This window comes from Planococcus sp. APC 3900, assembly GCF_030407735.1.
GTDB lineage: Bacteria > Bacillota > Bacilli > Bacillales_A > Planococcaceae > Planococcus > Planococcus notacanthi.
The window spans coordinates 664,678-680,851 of record NZ_JASDCT010000001.1 but is presented as its reverse complement, the minus strand read 5'-3'; the positions used below and the strand labels follow the sequence as shown (position 1 = coordinate 680,851).

The following is a 16,174-nucleotide window of genomic DNA, read 5'->3' as shown; positions in this document are numbered from 1 at the left end:
AGTTACACAGTTTATCCGAAATTCTTTACCATTGTCCGAAAAATCTCCTGGAATCTTTCTGGTGCTTCAGCAGTCTTTCCACCGCCTTGTGCAAACTGAGGATTGCCGCCGCCTTTCCCATCCGTCAATGCCAGCAGTTGCTTCAGCACTTCCCGCATATCGCCCGGCGCCTGTTCACCTTTTGCACAAACAAAACGCACATCATCCCCTGAACGGCTGATGAACAGCACGGTCGCCGCATGATTCCGGCTGATTACATAACGGGCGAGCTGTTGCAGCTCTTTGATCGGCCGGTCTTCAAACAATTTTTCCACAACGCCATCGTCTGGGAGAATCGCTTCCGCTTCCAGATTCAATAATTGTTCCTGCAGGATTTTGATTGTTTTATCAGCGGTGGCTTTTTCAGCCAGCAACGCCCCGGCAGCTTGGGACAATTCAGAAGCCGGCGCATTCAACTGAACAACCAATTTGTCAGTGGTGTCCATCAAAAAGTTAAAATACGTTAAAGCCCGATTGCCGCATAAAAAATAAACCCGTGTGCCGCCTTTCGCTTTTTCTGTGGAAATGATCTTCAACAGGCCGATGTCTGTTGTATTTTTAGGATGGGTGCCTCCGCATGGATTTAAATCCACTCCTTCTATTTCCACTAATCGGATATCTCCTTCCACAGCCGGTGGTTTTCTAAGATTTAATTCCTTTGCTTCTGCAGGATTGACCCAGTATGCAGCAATTGCGAGCCCTTGACGGATCGTCTCATTGGCCATTTTTTCGACTTCCTGCAGCTGTTCTTTTGTTACTGTATCCAAATCCAGATCGATGGAGACACGTTCTTTTCCTAAATGAAAACTTTGCGTTTTCAAACCATATACGTCATCAAACAATGCACTTAATACATGCTGTCCGGCATGCTGCTGCATATGATCCCATCTTTTTCGCCAGTCCAATTTTGCAGCAAAACGTTCTTTTGGAAGCTCGACATCGGTATAATGGCGGATTTCTCCTTCCACTGTCTGGACATCCAGTACGTTTGCCGGTCCGATGTTGCCGGTATCTGCCGGTTGGCCGCCGCCTTCTGGATAGAAACAGCTTTGGTCCAAAACAGCATAAGAGCCTGCTTTATCTTTTCCAGTCTTTATCACTTCTACCATTGCTTCTGAAATCTCCGAATCCTGATAATATAATTTCATCGTCATGCTGACACCTCATTTTTTGTAGTCTGCCATAGTTTACGGGATCTGTCTTAGTGGGAATAGATATATAAATAGAAGTACAGGAGGGCACATGAAATGCCTAAGTTCAATCGTTCCGTTTTATTGTATAACGGCAACGCAGGAGCGTCTACGATAGACTCCGTACTGCGAATGGCCGTTCCGCACTTGGCTGAAGCCTCCAAGTCACTCGAACTTATCCAAACTGGATCACCCGAAGAGTTCGAAAATGCCTGCCAGACAGCTGCAACCCATGCAGATATTTTGTTTATCGCTGGAGGCGATGGGACGGTCCATTCTGCAGTCCGTGCCTTATCAGCTATTCCCGCCCCTCCCCCGATGGCTATATTGCCAAGCGGCACGTGCAATGATTTTGCACGCACCTTGAATATCCCTTTAGACTTGAATTTGGCAGCGGAAGAATTGGTCAATGGGGAATTCCGGGATATCGACACGGGTCGGATCAATGGTGGATCTTTCCTTAACTTTGCTGGCATCGGGCTGATCACGGATGCGTCTTCAAATATTGATCCTCATCTAAAAGAGCGTTATGGCAAGCTGAGCTATTTTATGAGTGCGCTGCAATCCATGCGACAGGCAGAGCCATTCCCAGTACAGCTGAAGATTGATGGCATCACCTATGCGGAAGAAGGCGTGCTGGTTCTTGTCATGAACGGCAAGTCGATCGGTACGCATAACTTCCCGCTGGCCACAATCGATCCGGCAGATGGCCTACTGGATCTATTTATTATCCAAACATCTTCTTTGGCTGCACTGCGTGAATGGTTTTCATTGTCGCAGCCCGAAGTGGTGGCTGAAGAACTGGAGCATATCGTCCATTACCAAGGAAAATCCATTTCCATCAAAACAACAGAAGAATTGGATGTCGATACCGATGGTGAGATCTACTTAAAGACGCCGCTCGATATCGAAATTCAGCCGGGCAGTTTGAAAATGCTGGTGCCCAAACGAGCAGAAGAACTGATATAAGCCGAAAAAAGGCATGGCTCCAATAGGAACCGTGCCTTTTCACTGTTCGCTTTTAAAACGGCCAGAACTGAGTCCATCAACTCTGGAAAGCCGAACGATGGACAGTCTCCTCAATGTTTACTCCGCGCTTGGCCATTTCTTCGATATACGCATCTCCCGGGACAATCATTTCCGGCGGATAGGCGCCCCGTTTATCAATAATCCCTTTGCCGATCATCTGCGCTACGACTGAAATCGTATAGGCAGTCGCACGGGCCATTGCCGTTACACCTGTCTTCGGGTCTTTCACGGTCACCATATTGTATTCGTAGGTGATTTCCTCTCCTTCTTTCACTCCTGATACCAACACCCGCAAGACGACGGCATCCTGCTTGTCTCCAAGTGCGGTTATCGGTTCAAGTACCGCTTTTAGAACAGCGCGAAGGTTCACTTCCCGTCCATCCACTTCCACGGTTTTTTTACGATCGGTAAAACCGAGATCCACCAATAGCTTAAATTTCTTGGCATGCCCCTTATAGCGCAAAGTTTTGTATTCCAAAGAATCGACATCACTGAAGGTATCCGTCAAAGTCGAAGTCCCGCCCGAAGTATGGAAGGCCTCCAGTTCACCAAAATCCTCAAAAGTGACATGTTCGATTTCGGATAATGATTCAACTTCCAGCAGCTTGCCGCTGCGAATGACATGGGATTTATCTGTGTAATGGTCAAAGACCCCTTCCAATGAAAAGACATGATTATACTCAAGAGGCGGTTCTGGATGAAGCGGGATGCCTCCGACATACAACCGTATATCTGATACTTGGTCCAGTTTGCCCGCACCATAGCCAGTCAGGATGTTGATCATTCCTGGAGCCACGCCCAGATCAGGAATCAGCGTGACTCCTTGTTGCTGGGCTTTTTCGTGCATGTCCAGGACAGCATCTGTAGCACCTCCAATATGGCCACCCAAATCGACAACGTGAACCCCGTATTGAAGGGCGGTGGCCGCCACTTTTTCATTGAAAGTATAAAATAGCGCATTGATGACAATGTCGCCTTTATTGATAGTTTCTGCCAATGCAGCATCATCAGCAGCATCTAGTTTCAGTACTTCCAGTTTATCGCTGCCAAGCTGCTCACAGAACAATTTTGCCTGGCTGATGTTGCGATCCGCTAAAAAGACTCGTTCCACCGCTTCCTCTTCAACCAGGTCCCGAGCCGCTTGTTTGCCCATCAATCCTGCGCCTAATACGACGATTTTCATCTCCCGCATCCCCTTTCGCCATTAAATGTCATTATCAATCTGAGCACGCTGCAATTTTCCGCTGTAATCGATATAGACACTTTTCCATTCAGTAAAGACATCTAAGGCAGCAACTCCCGAATCGCGGTGCCCGTTGCCTGTTCCTTTTGTCCCGCCGAACGGCAAGTGGATTTCCGCTCCTGTCGTACCAGCATTGATATAAACGATTCCAGTATCCAAATCACGCTGCGCTTTGAATGCCCGATTCACATCAGCGGTGTAAATGGAACTGGATAACCCATAAATCACGCCATTGTTGACATCGATCGCCTCTTCGAAACTTGATACTTCAATTATTGACACGACGGGCCCGAAAATTTCTTCCTGTGCAATGCGCATATCCGGCTTAACATCTGTAAACAATGTCGGAGCGTAATAGTTCCCTTTATCATAGATGCCCCCAGTCAGGATCTCGCCGCCCACCAGCAGTGTAGCTCCTTCCTGACGGCCGACTTCAATATAGGAATGGATTTTTTCAAGTGCCTGGCGATTGATGACCGGCCCCACTTTGACGGACTCGTCCATTCCATCTCCAATCGTCAGCGCTTCCATCTTGGACAGCAGACGCTTCTGCAGCTCTTCTTTAACGCCTGCATGAACAATCACCCGGCTGCATGCCGTACAGCGCTGGCCGGCGGTTCCGAATGCACTCCACAGAATCCCTTCCACCGCCAAGTCCAGATCGGCATCTTCCATGACGATTACAGCGTTCTTGCCTCCCATTTCAAGCGATACTTTCTTCAGGTTGCGGCCACCTGCCTCTGCCACTTTGCGCCCGGTTTCTGTAGATCCTGTAAATGAAATGACGCGAACGCCTTGATGCTCAATAAGAGCTGTCCCGACTTCTTGGCCCGATCCGAAGACAATATTGGCGACTCCTTCCGGAAGCCCGGCTTCTTCGAATATTTTCGCCATTTCGTAAGCCATCATTGGCGTTTCGGTGGCCGGTTTCCAAACGAATGTATTGCCTGCCACAATAGCTGGAAACGACTTCCATGTGGCAATCGCCACTGGGAAATTCCAAGGCGTGATCAATCCTACAACGCCGATTGGCGAACGGATGCTCATGGCAAACTTATCCGCCAGTTCTGATGGTGTCGTTTCACCAAATAACCGCCTGCCTTCCCCAGCCATGTAATAAGCCATATCAATTCCTTCCTGCACTTCACCGCGCCCTTCTTCGATGACTTTCCCCATTTCTTTCGTCAATACTTGAGCCAGCTGCTCTTTTCGTTCTTTCATCAGCCGCCCGATTTCATATAAATAAGCTGCACGTTTGGGTGCCGGCACTTTCGCCCATCTTTTCTGTGCTTTCTGTGCTGCTTGCACTGCCAAGTCGACATCCTCTGCAGTGGACATTCTTACTTGAGCCAGCTCTTCTCCATTTGCCGGATTCAAAACTGGCCTGAATTTTGCCTGCTCTGCCTGTTGCCATTGGCCGTTCACGAAATTGGTCAATTTCATCATCATTGCCCCTTTCATCACTCGACTTTTGAGAACGCTTTCATTTTCATTATTCCATAGATAACTAGAAAATCCTAGGAAGTTTCTGAAATGTCTGTTTTTATTATTTTCTAAATTACACAGTTTTAAAGCAGAAATAATACATTTCAGCATCTTTTTCTCGAAACTATTGACACTAACGGTGCGTTATAGTGTATTTTAGAGAGAGAGGTGATTAGATTGTACAAAGTACAAGAAGTGGCAAAAATAGCGGGCGTCAGTGTTCGGACCCTCCATCACTATGACAGCATCGGTTTATTGAAACCGTCTAATATCGGCACCAACCGTTACCGCTACTACAATGGAAAAGATTTGAAGTTGCTTCAACAGATTTTATTCTTGAAAGAATTGGATTTTTCACTGAAGAAAATCCAGGAACTTGTGGCTGATGGCTTTGACCAGGAATATGCCCTGTCCCAGCACATTGAATTGCTCGAACAAAAGAAACAGCGTATTGAAAGCCTGATTGAAAATGCACAGCAAACTCAACTGGAACTGCAAGGGTTGCAGAGTTTGTCGGATACAGAACGTTTCTCCGCATTCACAAGCCAAAAACAGGAAGACCTGCTTAAGAAATACCACAAATCTGACATGGATATCCCTGTCCCAGAGCAGAGTGAATCACCGATGGAAACTTATCAAGCTGTACCGAGTTATGACAAAGAGGACTCAGCGGTTGCCGTTGCGATTGCTCCAGTTGAAACAGCTTTGCATGAAGAACCTGAAGCTGCAACAGCTTACAGCGAACCGGTCAAAGTGGAAAAAGAAGAAGAGGATTTGGACGAAATCAACCGTGAAGGAGACCGCATTTACAATACGGTTGCCAGTTTGATGCATTTGCCTCCACAGGCTGCTGCTGTCCAAACGGAAATGAAGGCTTACTATACGCTTTTGAACCGCTTCTATGAGTGTTCGCCGAAAATGTTCCGGGGCCTGGGTGACTTGTATGCATCCGATAGCCGTTTCGCCAACAATATCGATCAGCATGGCGAAGGATTGGCCAAGTACCTTAAAGAAGCCATGTATGTCTATGCTGAAGGTTTACAGGATGCGTGAACTCATCGGGCCTTGCAGCAATTGTGGTAAAGACGTCTATTGCCGTGATGGATTTCTCGATGGAGTTTATGTTGATGGAGAACTGGTCTGTTTTGACTGCCAGGAAGAAGTAGAAAAATAAATTGAACATAAAACAAAAAGCTGCCGAATCGGCAGCTTTTTTGTATTCCATTAAACGTTAGTCGTTTCTTTCAATGCATCAAGACGTGCCTGCACTTGTTCTCCAGTCAATCCATGCTCAAAAGCATAACGGTTGCGCGGGTGTTCACGGCATTCATCTGAACATGAACGCATATACTTATGTTCGTTTTCTTCGGAAGCTAAAATCTTCGCGTTGCAGTCAGGGTTGGCACAGTTTACATAGCGTTCACAAGGTTCACCTGTAAAATGGTCTCTTCCGACAACGACGTGCTCCAACTGGTTTACCGGCACGGCAATACGCTCATCAAAGACATACAGTTGTCCGTCCCATAGATCGCCTTTCACTTCAGGGTCTTTACCGTAAGTGACAATGCCGCCATGTAATTGAGCAACATCTTCAAAGCCTTCTTTTTTCAGCCAGCCTGAGAATTTTTCACAGCGGATGCCGCCTGTACAATACGTCAAAATTTTCTTGCCTTCGAATTGTTCTTTGTTGTCACGGATCCATTCCGGAAGGTCACGGAAGTTTTCAATATCCGGACGGACCGAGTTGCGGAAATGCCCAAGATCGTATTCGTAATCATTGCGCGCATCCAAGACGATAGTGTCCTGCTGCTGCATCTGCTTGTAAAATTCAACCGGCTCCAAGTAAGTGCCTGTCAGTTCATTCGGGTTGATATCTTCTTCAAGTCCAAGGTGAACGATTTCTTTTTTCGCACGAACATGCATTTTTTTGAATGCATGGCCTTCAGCAGCATCAATTTTGAAAACGATGTCTGAGAAGCGTGGATCGCCTTTCACCATTTCCATGTAAGCCTCAGTTTGTTCAATAGTTCCTGAACATGTACCATTGATTCCTTCTTCAGAAACAAGGATACGCCCTTTCAGCTCAAGCTCCTTGCATGCCGCCAAATGTTCAGCCGCAAAAGCTTTCGGATCTTCAATCGGTGTATATAGATAATAAAGTAAGACGTTGTGTGTATGATTTTGCATGAATCATACCTCCTATTTCTTCTATTTGATTCGTTGCCAAAAAGGCAGTAAAAACCTCAATCATTTTACAATAAATAACCGCAAATTTCAACTTTCCCTCCCATAGGAAAGACGTTTTATCCAACTTCAACAACTCATTTTCGATTTTCCGCACGAAAAAAGGCAGCTAAATAACAGCCGCCTTGTCCTGCCCGCCATCAGCAGACCCTATTTTTCACCGACCGGCTTTCCAGACAAGCGCTGATTGCTTCTGCATTCAATGTCATCATCTCCAGTCGGGTCTGAATTGTTGCACTGCCGATATGCGGCAATACCGTAACATTCGGCAATGTCAGCAGCGGATGATCCAGCGGCACCGGTTCCTGCTCAAAGACATCGAGGCCGGCGCCCCAAATCTTGTTGTCCTTCAAAGCTTCATATAAAGCCGTTTCATCGACAATGCCGCCTCTGGCAACATTGATCAAAGAAGCGGTTTCTTTCATCAAAGCTATTTCATCCGCTCCGATCATTCCTTCAGTTTCCGGTGTCAGCGGCGTCAAGATCACGACATAATCCGAAACCTTCAGCAATTCTTCGAATCCGGCATAACGCACATCTTCTAAGCTTCGCCGCGTCCGGTTATGATACAGGACGTCCATGCCAAATCCTTGTGCACGGCGAGCCACCGCTTCGCCGATACGTCCCATGCCAATGATTCCAAGCGTTGCCCCGCCAACATTCTGGCCCGTCATCCCCATCGGCGTCCAGGATTTCCATTCACCTGAGCGAACCGTCTTTTCCGCTTCGATGATTCTGCGGGCTGTTGCCAGGATTAAGGCGAAGGTCAGGTCAGCAGTAGCTTCCGTCAAGACGTCAGGTGTATTGGTGACCGTCACACCATGCTTGCGGGCTGCCTCCAAGTCGATATTGTTGTAGCCAACTGCCAGATTGCTGACAATTTTCAAGTTAGGTGCTGCTTCAAACACTTCATTGTCGATTTGGTCGGACAGCATCGTCCAAAGCGCATGCGCTTCTTTCGCTTCTTCGAGCAATTTTTCGCGTGGTGCGTGGGTGTCTTCTTCCGGCCACATCCGGACTTCGTATTGTTCCTGTAATCCAGCTACTGCCTGATCCGGCAGCTTTTGTGTGATGAATACAATCGGCTTCATAGAAATCCCCCATCCTCTGTTATGCCCTGATTATAGCAAGTAAAAAAACTGCGGGCAATTGCCAGCAGTTTCCTGTTAGTTGCGTGCTCTTATTTTTTTGATGTAATACCAGATTGCCAGAATTGCAGCCAGACCGATCAAAGCATAAACTACATTGGAATAAAGCTCCAGCTGCTGCATAATCTTCTCCCGGTTTTCCCCTACCGCTTCTCCAACAAAGACCAAAATGGTATTCCACAGCAAAGTCCCCAGTGTCGTAAAGCCGATAAACAGCCAGAACCTCATATTCGACATACCAGCGGGGATTGAGATCAAGCTGCGCACCAAAGGGATGAGCCGGCCAAAAAACACTGTCCAAATTCCGAAACGATCAAACCAGGCATCCGCTTTATGTATATCTTCCTTTTTCACACGCAACCAATTGCCGTACTTATCAATGATTTTTTCCAATCGCTCCACATCCAGCAACAAACCGACACCGTATAAAGCAACTGCACCCACAACCGACCCGGCAGTCGAGGCCATGATCACTCCCGGTATAGTCATCGTAGTCGTTGTGGTCATAAATCCACCGACCGTCAAAATCACTTCTGACGGTATCGGCGGAAAAACATTCTCCAGCATAATCAGCAGAAAGATGCCGAAATAGCCGTAATCCGACATGACTGATGTAATCCAATCTTCCATCTAAACACTCCTTTTTACGAAGAAGGCCGGAAATTCATTTTCACCGACCATAGTTCTGAGCGGCTTCCAATGCGCAAAGGCGGTCCCCAAAAGCCGAAACCCGAAGATACCACGAAATGCGTCTTCTTTATTAACCGATACCCGTAATCCAATTCAAAAATCCTTCTTGTCAATAAATGATTGGGCCACATCTGCCCTTTGTGGGTATGGCCTGACATATGGAAATCGGCATCCAGTTCCACCGGTTTTTTCAGATCAGAAGGTGTATGGTCCATGATGATCCACGGCATTCCGCCTTTTTCCGGCTTCAGCTGAGCCAGCGGATGGCGCTTGCCGTTCGTCCGGTCTTCACGCCCCGTCAAATAGAAACGATTTCCCACAAGAATAGTTTCATCTCTTAATATATTTACTCCGGATTTTTCCATCAGCCTTACCAGCAAAGGAATTTTTTTGCCGTAATATTCGTGGTTCCCCAATACTCCGTAAACACCAAGTGAAGGCTGCAATTGCGCCATTACCTCACCCATGCCATAGCGGGCAAACCAGACCGGATCATCGTCCACGAGATCACCAGCTAAAAACACTACATCCGGATCGAGCGCATTGGTCTTGTCCACGAAACGCTGCAAATGGCTTTTCCCTGATAAAACCCCCAGATGAAAATCGGAGCCGATGACCATATGCAAAGGATCGGCTTCTTTTCCATCTACTGTGATTTCCAGGTTCCGGACGACCGGACTATAAGCCAAATAAGTGCCCACAATAAATATCACCAGCAATATTATCGCAGCAGCACTGCCGATAATGAACACATCGTCCATAAACTCAACTGCCAGTACGAGGACATTCGCAACCGGAATCACCAGGATCGCATACTGTAAAAATACGAACCAATAGGAACCCAGAATCGTGAAACTCAACCACTTGTGGCCGATTCGCCCAATGATGTAACTATAGGCAACAACCAGCCACAGAACCGCAAAAACCCATGGATTCGCCCCTTCCCAAAAACTGGCCAGCCAGCTATAGACTGCCCAGCCAAGATACGCAACGAGTGATGTATATACCAATAAGGCACCACCGATGCCAGCCAGTATTTTCATAGAGGACCCCCCTCTTTCTTCTTATAAAATAGACCCCATTTGAAATGGTTAATGTTTTATTGGAGTAGAAAATAGTATAGCACTTCACCTCCCAATTTGCGGTACTTAGACGCTTCTACGCCTCAGGTCCTAGTAAAAGATGCAGTCAGAGACCGTATTGGAAAATGCGCATGCTTAGTATGATTAGGTTAGAAATTGAGAGGAGGAAAAAAGATGAACAAATTTTGGTTAATTACCCTCGGCATCATTGCCGGAATCGTCGCACTTTCCAACCTGGGCCCAATGATCGGACTGGCAGTATCGTTAGTGATTGTCTATGCGGGGGTGCATTATTACTTAAGAAGCACCACGGCATTGGCGAAATTCTGGTGGGCATTTGTTGGTGTCATCGGCGGACTTGCAGCCATCTCGAATGTGCCTGCATTGATCGGCGCCGCTGCACTTGCTGGCTTGTGGATGATCTACCGCCAATGGAATGGCCAAAGCGTTTCACTTGAAGCTGTGAAAGAAAGCGATCCATTTACGAACTTTGAACAGCAATGGAATAAATTAAACAAATAAGGAGGAAACGAATATGACAACTTTATGGGAACGTTTCAAATTTGCCGTCGCAACTGACCTGGATGCGGTCGTTGCAAAGAAAGAGGAAAAGAATCCGCTCGCATTATTGAACCGCTACATCACAGAAGCTGAAAATCAGACAACGGCTACAGGGAAATGGGTAGAGCGCCAGTCCCAACTCAATGGTAAACTGGAGAAAGAACTGGCTGAGGCATCTGCTATGCTCGACAAACGCCAAAACCAATTGGAATTGGCGCAAGCTTCCGGCGAATCCGACCTTGCTGATTTTGCCGCAATGGAAGTGCAGGCTTACAGCGACCGCGTCAAGACTTTGCAGCAAAACCTGGATGAAAACATCGCTGAACTCACTGGCCTTGAACACCGTTACGAGGAAATGAAGCATAAAGTGAAAGACATGAAAGTGAAACAGCTGCAATTGATGGGCAAGGAAAATGCAACACGTGCTCATCATCAGATGGATAAAGTACTGAGCCCTGAGCTCGTCGCCGAACGCATCGGTTCATTCGATGACATGGCTTCCTATATCACAACACTGGGCGCTAAAGTTGAAGAACGCCACGAACGTTCGGCAATGGAACGCCGCCTTGAATCTTTAGAAAAAAATAGCGCAAACCACAAAGAAATTGTTTAAACTGAAATGAGAAGAAGCTTTTCTTCTTCTCATTTTTTCTGATACAAAGAAGGAGGCAAAAGCTATGCAGCATTTTTCAACAAACAGGCAAGCGTTTTTTCTGTTGAGCGCTTTATTATTGATATTCGTAGAAGCTGCCTTCTTTGGAAACGGCAGTGTGTTTTTGATTCTTCTTGGTATCGGAACCATTTATTATGCGTTGCGAAATAATGTGAAATACCGGCGTTCTTATTTTTGGACAGGTGCTTTTCTCATCGGGGTTTCCATCCTGTCGATGTGGAGTTTGCGGCTGATGGTTTTCGGACTGGCCATCTACCTCCTGCTTCGTTTATGGAAAGGCGAAGAGTGGCTGCAGACTGCGCCTCTTTACGGTTCTACTGATAAAGGATTAATCCAAAACAAAGTCATGTCCGCCCAAAGCACACCGATCGAGTCCTATGAATGGAAAGATATTCATGTACAAGGCTTTATCGGGGATATCCTGGTCGATACCACCCACACCGTATTGCCAAAAAAGACCTCATTAGTTTCCATTCGTCAAGGATTCGGGAAAGTCCAGGTTGTCGTGCCTTATGAAGTTCCCGTACGCATCTTCTATTCGACACTCCTGGGAGAAGCCCGGTTTTTCACTGGAAACAAACAACGGATTGTGAATGGCACGATCCATGCGGAAGACGGCTATCCCGCAGATGAGGGCAGTAAAGTCGAATTGATCATTTCCGTCACTACATGGATGGGAGATGTCGAGGTGATCCGCAGATGAAACAGATTCTGCCCCGTAGCCTGTTTTTCATATTGTTATTCGCATTGATCGTCTTCAGCATCCTTTTTGCATTGCTCGGACTGCCAACGGTCAACAGCTGGTCCGTCTTGTGGGAAGATTTTATCGCTGGTTTGCCTTTGGGCATTTGGCTGCTTGTCTTGATGCTGGCGTTGTCTGTCGGCATCTCGTGGTGGACCGAGTCCTTATCACGGGCAAAAGTTCAGGAGATTGAAGAAATTTTCCAAGCCCTTCTGCGCAATGAAGACAAGACAGTCGTCCAGGCAGCTCAAATGAAAACCCTGCCGCGCAATTTATCCAGCTCCATCTTGAAGCTGCAGAAACTGTTGGAATCACAACGGAAAAGCCTGACACGCATCGCCAATGAACGGGCTGAAACACAGGATCAAATCATACAGGAACGCCTGATCATGGAACGCCAGCGGCTCGCCAGGGAATTGCATGATTCTGTATCGCAGCAGTTATTTGCCGCTTCCATGCTGCTGTCTTCCATGACTGAAAACGAAGATGTGCAGCCCGGCCTATTGCAGACGGAGAAGATGGTCCAGCAGGCACAACTTGAAATGCGTGCACTGCTTTTGCATTTGCGTCCTGCCGCCCTGCATGACAAGAGCCTGCGCCAGGGGCTGTTTGAACTGGTCAGTGAATTAAAGGAAAAAGTCTATTTTACAATCGAGCACAAACTGGAAGAAGTACCTCTACAAAAAGGCGCAGAAGACCACCTTTTCCGCATTGCACAGGAAACTTTATCAAATACACTGCGCCATTCCAAAGCGACCGAAGTCCATATCCTTTTTATTGAGCGCGATAATTTTGCGATTTTGCGCATTCAGGACAATGGCGTCGGTTTTGAAAGCGAACAATCCAAATCAACTTCTTACGGGTTGAAACATATCGAAGAACGCGCCATCGAAATCGGCGCGACCAGCAAAATTGTTTCCGTCCCTTCCGAAGGTACGATTGTGGAAGTAAAAGTTCCGATTGAAAGGAAGAAAGCCCATGATTCGCATCTTATTAGTGGATGACCACGAAATGGTCCGCATCGGAGTCTCAGCTTATCTCCAATCCCAGAAGGATATGGAAGTAGCCGGCGAAGCATCGAATGGCCAGGAAGCGGTTGAAATGGCATTGGAGCTGCGCCCAGACTTGATTTTGATGGACATGGTGATGCCCATCATGAATGGTGCGGAAGCGACAAAAGCCATTGTCGACCAATGGCCAGAAGCAAAGATCATGATCGTCACCAGTTTTCTCGACGACGATAAAGTTTATCCGGCTCTTCAAGCGGGAGCCGTCAGCTACATATTAAAAACTTCCAAAGCTTCACGAATTGCCGACTCCATTCGCGAAACGATGAACGGCACACCGGTTCTCGAACCGGAAGTGATGAGCAAAATGATGAAACAGATGCGCCATGAACGCGTCCTTCACGATGACTTGACCGAACGGGAAATGGAAATCCTCCTGCTGCTTGCAGGCGGCTTGACCAATCAGGAAATCGCGAATCAATTATTCATCGCCCTCAAAACCGTCAAAACCCATGTCAGCAACATCCTGGCCAAGTTGGAAGTCCATGACCGGACGCAAGCAGTCATTTATGCCTTCCAGCATAAGCTGATTTCTCCACCTAAATAAACCATGAATAAAGCCGGACAGCTTTTACGCTGTCCGGCTTCTTTACTTAGAGAAATATAATTTTTCTGCTGTTCTTTCAATGTCCAGACTTCAGCGCCCAGCTCTTTGGGTCATAGGCCAACACGACTATGAGGCAAACAGCTCCGCTTCGCCGGCCTGTCTTATGCCCGGCAGAGGTCCGCAGGATGCGGATCATGTAAGCGTTGCGACAGGAAGTCGCGCCTTTAGCTTACGTTCCTCAAATGGGCGCTTTCGCTTTTCTCATTATGCATTTAATTTGCGCAGTTCCACTCGGCGGATTTTTCCGGAAGCTGTTTTCGGCAGTTCATCCAAAAATTCAATGACACGTGGATACTTGTAAGGCGCCGTAATTTCTTTTACATGATCCTGCAGTTGCTTCGTCAAAGCGTCTTTATCTTTAAAATTGTCCGGGTTGCGGAGTACCACGTAGGCTTTGACGATATTGCCACGGATTTCATCCGGAGCTGCTACGACGGCACATTCCTGAATGGCTTCATGTTTCATCAATGCATCTTCGACTTCGAAAGGCCCGATCGTATAGCCTGAACTGATGATGATGTCATCACTTCTTCCTTCAAACCAGAAATAGCCATCTTCATCGCGCGTCGCCTGATCGCCTGTCAAATACCAATCTCCGCGGAATGCCGCTTGCGTCCGCTCGGGATCCCGGTAATATTCCCGGAACAAAGCCGGACAATCGCGATGGACCGCGATATCTCCCACTTCTCCGACAGCTGTCGGCTGTCCTTCATCATTGATGATGTCAACCGGATTGCCAGGCGTCGGTTTGCCCATCGATCCAGCTTTTACTTCCATATTTTGAAGCGTTCCAACCAGCAAGGTGTTTTCCGTCTGGCCGTAGCCGTCACGGACGTTAATATGGAATGCCTGCTGAAAAGCTTCGATGACTTGACGGTTCAATGGTTCCCCCGCAGACACTGCAGACCTTAATGCCGGCAGCTTGTATGATGCTAAATTCTCCACTTTTGCTATGATCCGGTATTCTGTCGGCGTACAGCACAGGACATTAATGTTTTCTTTTTCCAATAACTCAAGGTATTTCAAGGCATCAAACGGCCCATTGTAAACAAAGGCCGTTGCACCCAATGTAATCGTCGATAAGAACGGACTCCAAATCCACTTCTGCCAGCCTGGAGCGGCAGTTGCCCAAACCACGTCTCCACTTTGGACGCCCAGCCATTTTGTTGCTGCTGTCCGGACATGCGCATAGCCCCATCCATGGACGTGGACCACGCCTTTTGGATTGCCGGTGGTTCCGGATGTATAGGACAGGAAGGCCATATCTTCCCGGTGAGTCGGGACTGCATCGAAATCCGGTGATTCCTTTTCTGCTAATTCCTCAAAAGACTGCCATCCTTCTTCTATGCCCCCAACAATCAATTTATTGCTCAGTGCAGCCGCTTCTTCATCAATGGAATTGGTTTCCGCAGTGGTTTTGTAATGCGCCACGATTCCTTTAGCTCCTGAATGATGCATCCGGTAAATCAAATCCTTCTTTCGAAGCATCTCCGAACATGGAATCGCGACAATTCCAGCACGCAGACAAGCTAAATACGTGATATATGCTTCAGGAATCCGCGGAAGGATGATCAGCATCCGATCCCCTTTTTCAATGCCCAGCTTCAGTAAAGCTTGTGCGTATTGATTCATCTTGCCGACCAGTTCTTTATAACTCATGTCTTCACGATTGCCTTCGCTGTCCAGCCAGCGAATCGCCAACCGGTCGCTTTCTTCTTTATATTTCTCCAATTCCGAAGTGATATTGTACTGCTCCGGAGCAATTAAATCTTTGAAATCCATATGTCAGCCTCCTATCTCTTTTTCTTCATGCCGGTGGAATGATCAGGTAATAGACACTCGCTAAGAAAACAAAGGCTGCCAAGGCTGCCAGATATGCCTTTTTAGCAGTGAAACTTTGCGTGGTTTTAATGATTTTCACACATACCAGATACATCCAGACAACACCAATTGCCAACAGCACATAGACCAATGGATGGCCATTCCCGGCTTCCGCCAAGTAAGGAGCACCGAGCAAGCCAGGCAATAAAGCGACGGGAGCCGCTCTGTTGATGTCCCGCAAAAGCCCTTTTCCGCCAAGTCCCTTGGATCCTGCCCAAAGCAGCAATGCCAAGCCGATTTTCGTGATGAAAGCCATCAACAGGCCAAACAGAATGAAAATTGCCGGCACAATGAAGTTTTGCAGCAGTGCAGAATCGAAACTTGCTATGTATGAGGCATTTGACGCGATTGAAATCGCGCCATAGCCTGTGCCAACGATGAGCAGCAGCAGATTGCTCACCCATTGGGTTTTCGGCAATTCTAAAAATGATCGAAAAGATGAATCATTCAAAGCAACCATTTTCCCGACCATTTTGCTCACCCTTTCTTTCAT

Annotated in this window: 17 protein-coding genes; 8 read left to right on the top strand and 9 right to left on the bottom strand. The window is 47.2% G+C overall.

Translation table 11 applies throughout. From position 1 onward, the window contains the following. Nucleotides 1-11: 11 nt before the first annotated feature. Nucleotides 12-1,193: an alanyl-tRNA editing protein gene (locus QMA04_RS03420; RefSeq protein WP_290183958.1), complete on the bottom strand. Its 1,182-nt coding sequence runs from the start codon at nt 1,191-1,193 to the stop codon at nt 12-14. A 93-nt stretch (nt 1,194-1,286) separates the two neighbouring features. Between QMA04_RS03420 and QMA04_RS03415 the strand changes: the two genes are divergently transcribed. Continuing rightward, a complete protein-coding gene (locus QMA04_RS03415) occupies nt 1,287-2,198 on the top strand; it encodes a diacylglycerol/lipid kinase family protein (RefSeq protein ID WP_290183957.1) in 912 nt (303 codons plus the stop codon). Between the two features lie 76 nt (nt 2,199-2,274). Here the strand turns inward: QMA04_RS03415 and QMA04_RS03410 are convergent, their stop codons facing one another. Both QMA04_RS03410 and QMA04_RS03405 read right to left on the bottom strand, forming a co-directional pair. Beyond that, complete coding sequence (locus QMA04_RS03410) at nt 2,275-3,441, bottom strand: saccharopine dehydrogenase family protein (RefSeq protein WP_290183956.1); 1,167 nt, start codon at nt 3,439-3,441, stop codon at nt 2,275-2,277. Between the two features lie 21 nt (nt 3,442-3,462). Further along, the gene (locus tag QMA04_RS03405; protein WP_290184034.1) at nt 3,463-4,944 is read right to left on the bottom strand and encodes an aldehyde dehydrogenase family protein; all 1,482 of its coding nucleotides are present in this window, start codon (nt 4,942-4,944) and stop codon (nt 3,463-3,465) included. 219 nt (nt 4,945-5,163) lie between these two features. Between QMA04_RS03405 and QMA04_RS03400 the strand changes: the two genes are divergently transcribed. Together QMA04_RS03400 and QMA04_RS03395 are read left to right on the top strand one after the other, a co-directional pair. Continuing rightward, nucleotides 5,164-6,039 carry a MerR family transcriptional regulator gene (locus tag QMA04_RS03400; RefSeq protein WP_290183955.1) on the top strand — a complete coding sequence of 292 codons (876 nt, stop codon included), beginning with the start codon at nt 5,164-5,166 and terminating at the stop codon, nt 6,037-6,039. Continuing rightward, nucleotides 6,032-6,160, top strand: a complete 129-nt coding sequence (locus tag QMA04_RS03395) for a hypothetical protein (RefSeq protein WP_006829150.1) — start codon at nt 6,032-6,034, stop codon at nt 6,158-6,160. Before QMA04_RS03400 ends, QMA04_RS03395 begins: the two co-directional genes overlap by 8 nt. 50 nt (nt 6,161-6,210) lie before the next feature. Here the strand turns inward: QMA04_RS03395 and trhO are convergent, their stop codons facing one another. From trhO to QMA04_RS03375, 4 genes are all read right to left on the bottom strand, one after another. Further along, nucleotides 6,211-7,173, bottom strand: coding sequence for an oxygen-dependent tRNA uridine(34) hydroxylase TrhO (gene trhO, locus QMA04_RS03390; protein WP_290183954.1), 963 nt, complete (start codon nt 7,171-7,173; stop codon nt 6,211-6,213). A 197-nt stretch (nt 7,174-7,370) separates the two neighbouring features. After that, the gene (locus QMA04_RS03385) at nt 7,371-8,321 is read right to left on the bottom strand and encodes a 2-hydroxyacid dehydrogenase (protein ID WP_290183953.1); all 951 of its coding nucleotides are present in this window, start codon (nt 8,319-8,321) and stop codon (nt 7,371-7,373) included. A gap of 75 nt (nt 8,322-8,396) precedes the next feature. Continuing rightward, nucleotides 8,397-9,008 (bottom strand): DedA family protein, encoded by a 612-nt coding sequence (locus QMA04_RS03380; RefSeq protein WP_290183952.1) that lies wholly within the window; start codon nt 9,006-9,008, stop codon nt 8,397-8,399. A gap of 14 nt (nt 9,009-9,022) precedes the next feature. Continuing rightward, on the bottom strand, nt 9,023-10,111 hold the full coding sequence (locus QMA04_RS03375; RefSeq protein ID WP_290183951.1) for a metallophosphoesterase: 1,089 nt from the start codon (nt 10,109-10,111) through the stop codon (nt 9,023-9,025). A gap of 213 nt (nt 10,112-10,324) precedes the next feature. On the opposite strand from QMA04_RS03375, the gene QMA04_RS03370 reads away from it, so the two are divergent. The 5 genes from QMA04_RS03370 to QMA04_RS03350 all read left to right on the top strand — a co-directional run bounded on the left by QMA04_RS03370 (nt 10,325) and on the right by QMA04_RS03350 (nt 13,740). After that, entirely contained in the window at nt 10,325-10,672 is a 348-nt protein-coding gene (locus tag QMA04_RS03370) for a lmo0954 family membrane protein (RefSeq protein ID WP_290183950.1), read from the top strand. Between the two features lie 13 nt (nt 10,673-10,685). Next, entirely contained in the window at nt 10,686-11,324 is a 639-nt protein-coding gene (locus QMA04_RS03365; protein WP_191713451.1) for a PspA/IM30 family protein, read from the top strand. Nucleotides 11,325-11,388: 64 nt separating this feature from the next. Further along, on the top strand, nt 11,389-12,087 hold the full coding sequence (gene liaF / locus QMA04_RS03360; protein ID WP_203338981.1) for a cell wall-active antibiotics response protein LiaF: 699 nt from the start codon (nt 11,389-11,391) through the stop codon (nt 12,085-12,087). Continuing rightward, nucleotides 12,084-13,130, top strand: coding sequence for a sensor histidine kinase (locus QMA04_RS03355; RefSeq protein ID WP_290183949.1), 1,047 nt, complete (start codon nt 12,084-12,086; stop codon nt 13,128-13,130). The genes liaF and QMA04_RS03355 overlap by 4 nt, the downstream gene beginning before the upstream one ends. After that, on the top strand, nt 13,105-13,740 hold the full coding sequence (locus QMA04_RS03350; RefSeq protein WP_290183948.1) for a response regulator transcription factor: 636 nt from the start codon (nt 13,105-13,107) through the stop codon (nt 13,738-13,740). Before QMA04_RS03355 ends, QMA04_RS03350 begins: the two co-directional genes overlap by 26 nt. A gap of 264 nt (nt 13,741-14,004) precedes the next feature. Here the strand turns inward: QMA04_RS03350 and mbcS are convergent, their stop codons facing one another. Continuing rightward, on the bottom strand, nt 14,005-15,582 hold the full coding sequence (gene mbcS / locus QMA04_RS03345; RefSeq protein WP_290183947.1) for an acyl-CoA synthetase MbcS: 1,578 nt from the start codon (nt 15,580-15,582) through the stop codon (nt 14,005-14,007). A gap of 25 nt (nt 15,583-15,607) precedes the next feature. Further along, nucleotides 15,608-16,174, bottom strand: a complete 567-nt coding sequence (locus QMA04_RS03340; RefSeq protein ID WP_290183946.1) for a YIP1 family protein — start codon at nt 16,172-16,174, stop codon at nt 15,608-15,610.

Coding starts and splice junctions, on each gene's coding strand:
- trhO (WP_290183954.1), bottom strand. CDS start 7,173: ATGCAAAATCATACACACAACGTCTTACTTTATTATCTATATACACCG.
- QMA04_RS03405 (WP_290184034.1), bottom strand. CDS start 4,944: ATGAAATTGACCAATTTCGTGAACGGCCAATGGCAACAGGCAGAGCAG.
- QMA04_RS03380 (WP_290183952.1), bottom strand. CDS start 9,008: ATGGAAGATTGGATTACATCAGTCATGTCGGATTACGGCTATTTCGGC.
- QMA04_RS03410 (WP_290183956.1), bottom strand. CDS start 3,441: ATGAAAATCGTCGTATTAGGCGCAGGATTGATGGGCAAACAAGCGGCT.
- QMA04_RS03370 (WP_290183950.1), top strand. CDS start 10,325: ATGAACAAATTTTGGTTAATTACCCTCGGCATCATTGCCGGAATCGTC.
- QMA04_RS03385 (WP_290183953.1), bottom strand. CDS start 8,321: ATGAAGCCGATTGTATTCATCACACAAAAGCTGCCGGATCAGGCAGTA.
- QMA04_RS03415 (WP_290183957.1), top strand. CDS start 1,287: ATGCCTAAGTTCAATCGTTCCGTTTTATTGTATAACGGCAACGCAGGA.
- QMA04_RS03365 (WP_191713451.1), top strand. CDS start 10,686: ATGACAACTTTATGGGAACGTTTCAAATTTGCCGTCGCAACTGACCTG.
- QMA04_RS03355 (WP_290183949.1), top strand. CDS start 12,084: ATGAAACAGATTCTGCCCCGTAGCCTGTTTTTCATATTGTTATTCGCA.
- QMA04_RS03375 (WP_290183951.1), bottom strand. CDS start 10,111: ATGAAAATACTGGCTGGCATCGGTGGTGCCTTATTGGTATATACATCA.
- QMA04_RS03350 (WP_290183948.1), top strand. CDS start 13,105: ATGATTCGCATCTTATTAGTGGATGACCACGAAATGGTCCGCATCGGA.
- liaF (WP_203338981.1), top strand. CDS start 11,389: ATGCAGCATTTTTCAACAAACAGGCAAGCGTTTTTTCTGTTGAGCGCT.
- QMA04_RS03395 (WP_006829150.1), top strand. CDS start 6,032: ATGCGTGAACTCATCGGGCCTTGCAGCAATTGTGGTAAAGACGTCTAT.
- QMA04_RS03420 (WP_290183958.1), bottom strand. CDS start 1,193: ATGACGATGAAATTATATTATCAGGATTCGGAGATTTCAGAAGCAATG.
- QMA04_RS03340 (WP_290183946.1), bottom strand. CDS start 16,174: ATGAAAGAAAGGGTGAGCAAAATGGTCGGGAAAATGGTTGCTTTGAAT.
- mbcS (WP_290183947.1), bottom strand. CDS start 15,582: ATGGATTTCAAAGATTTAATTGCTCCGGAGCAGTACAATATCACTTCG.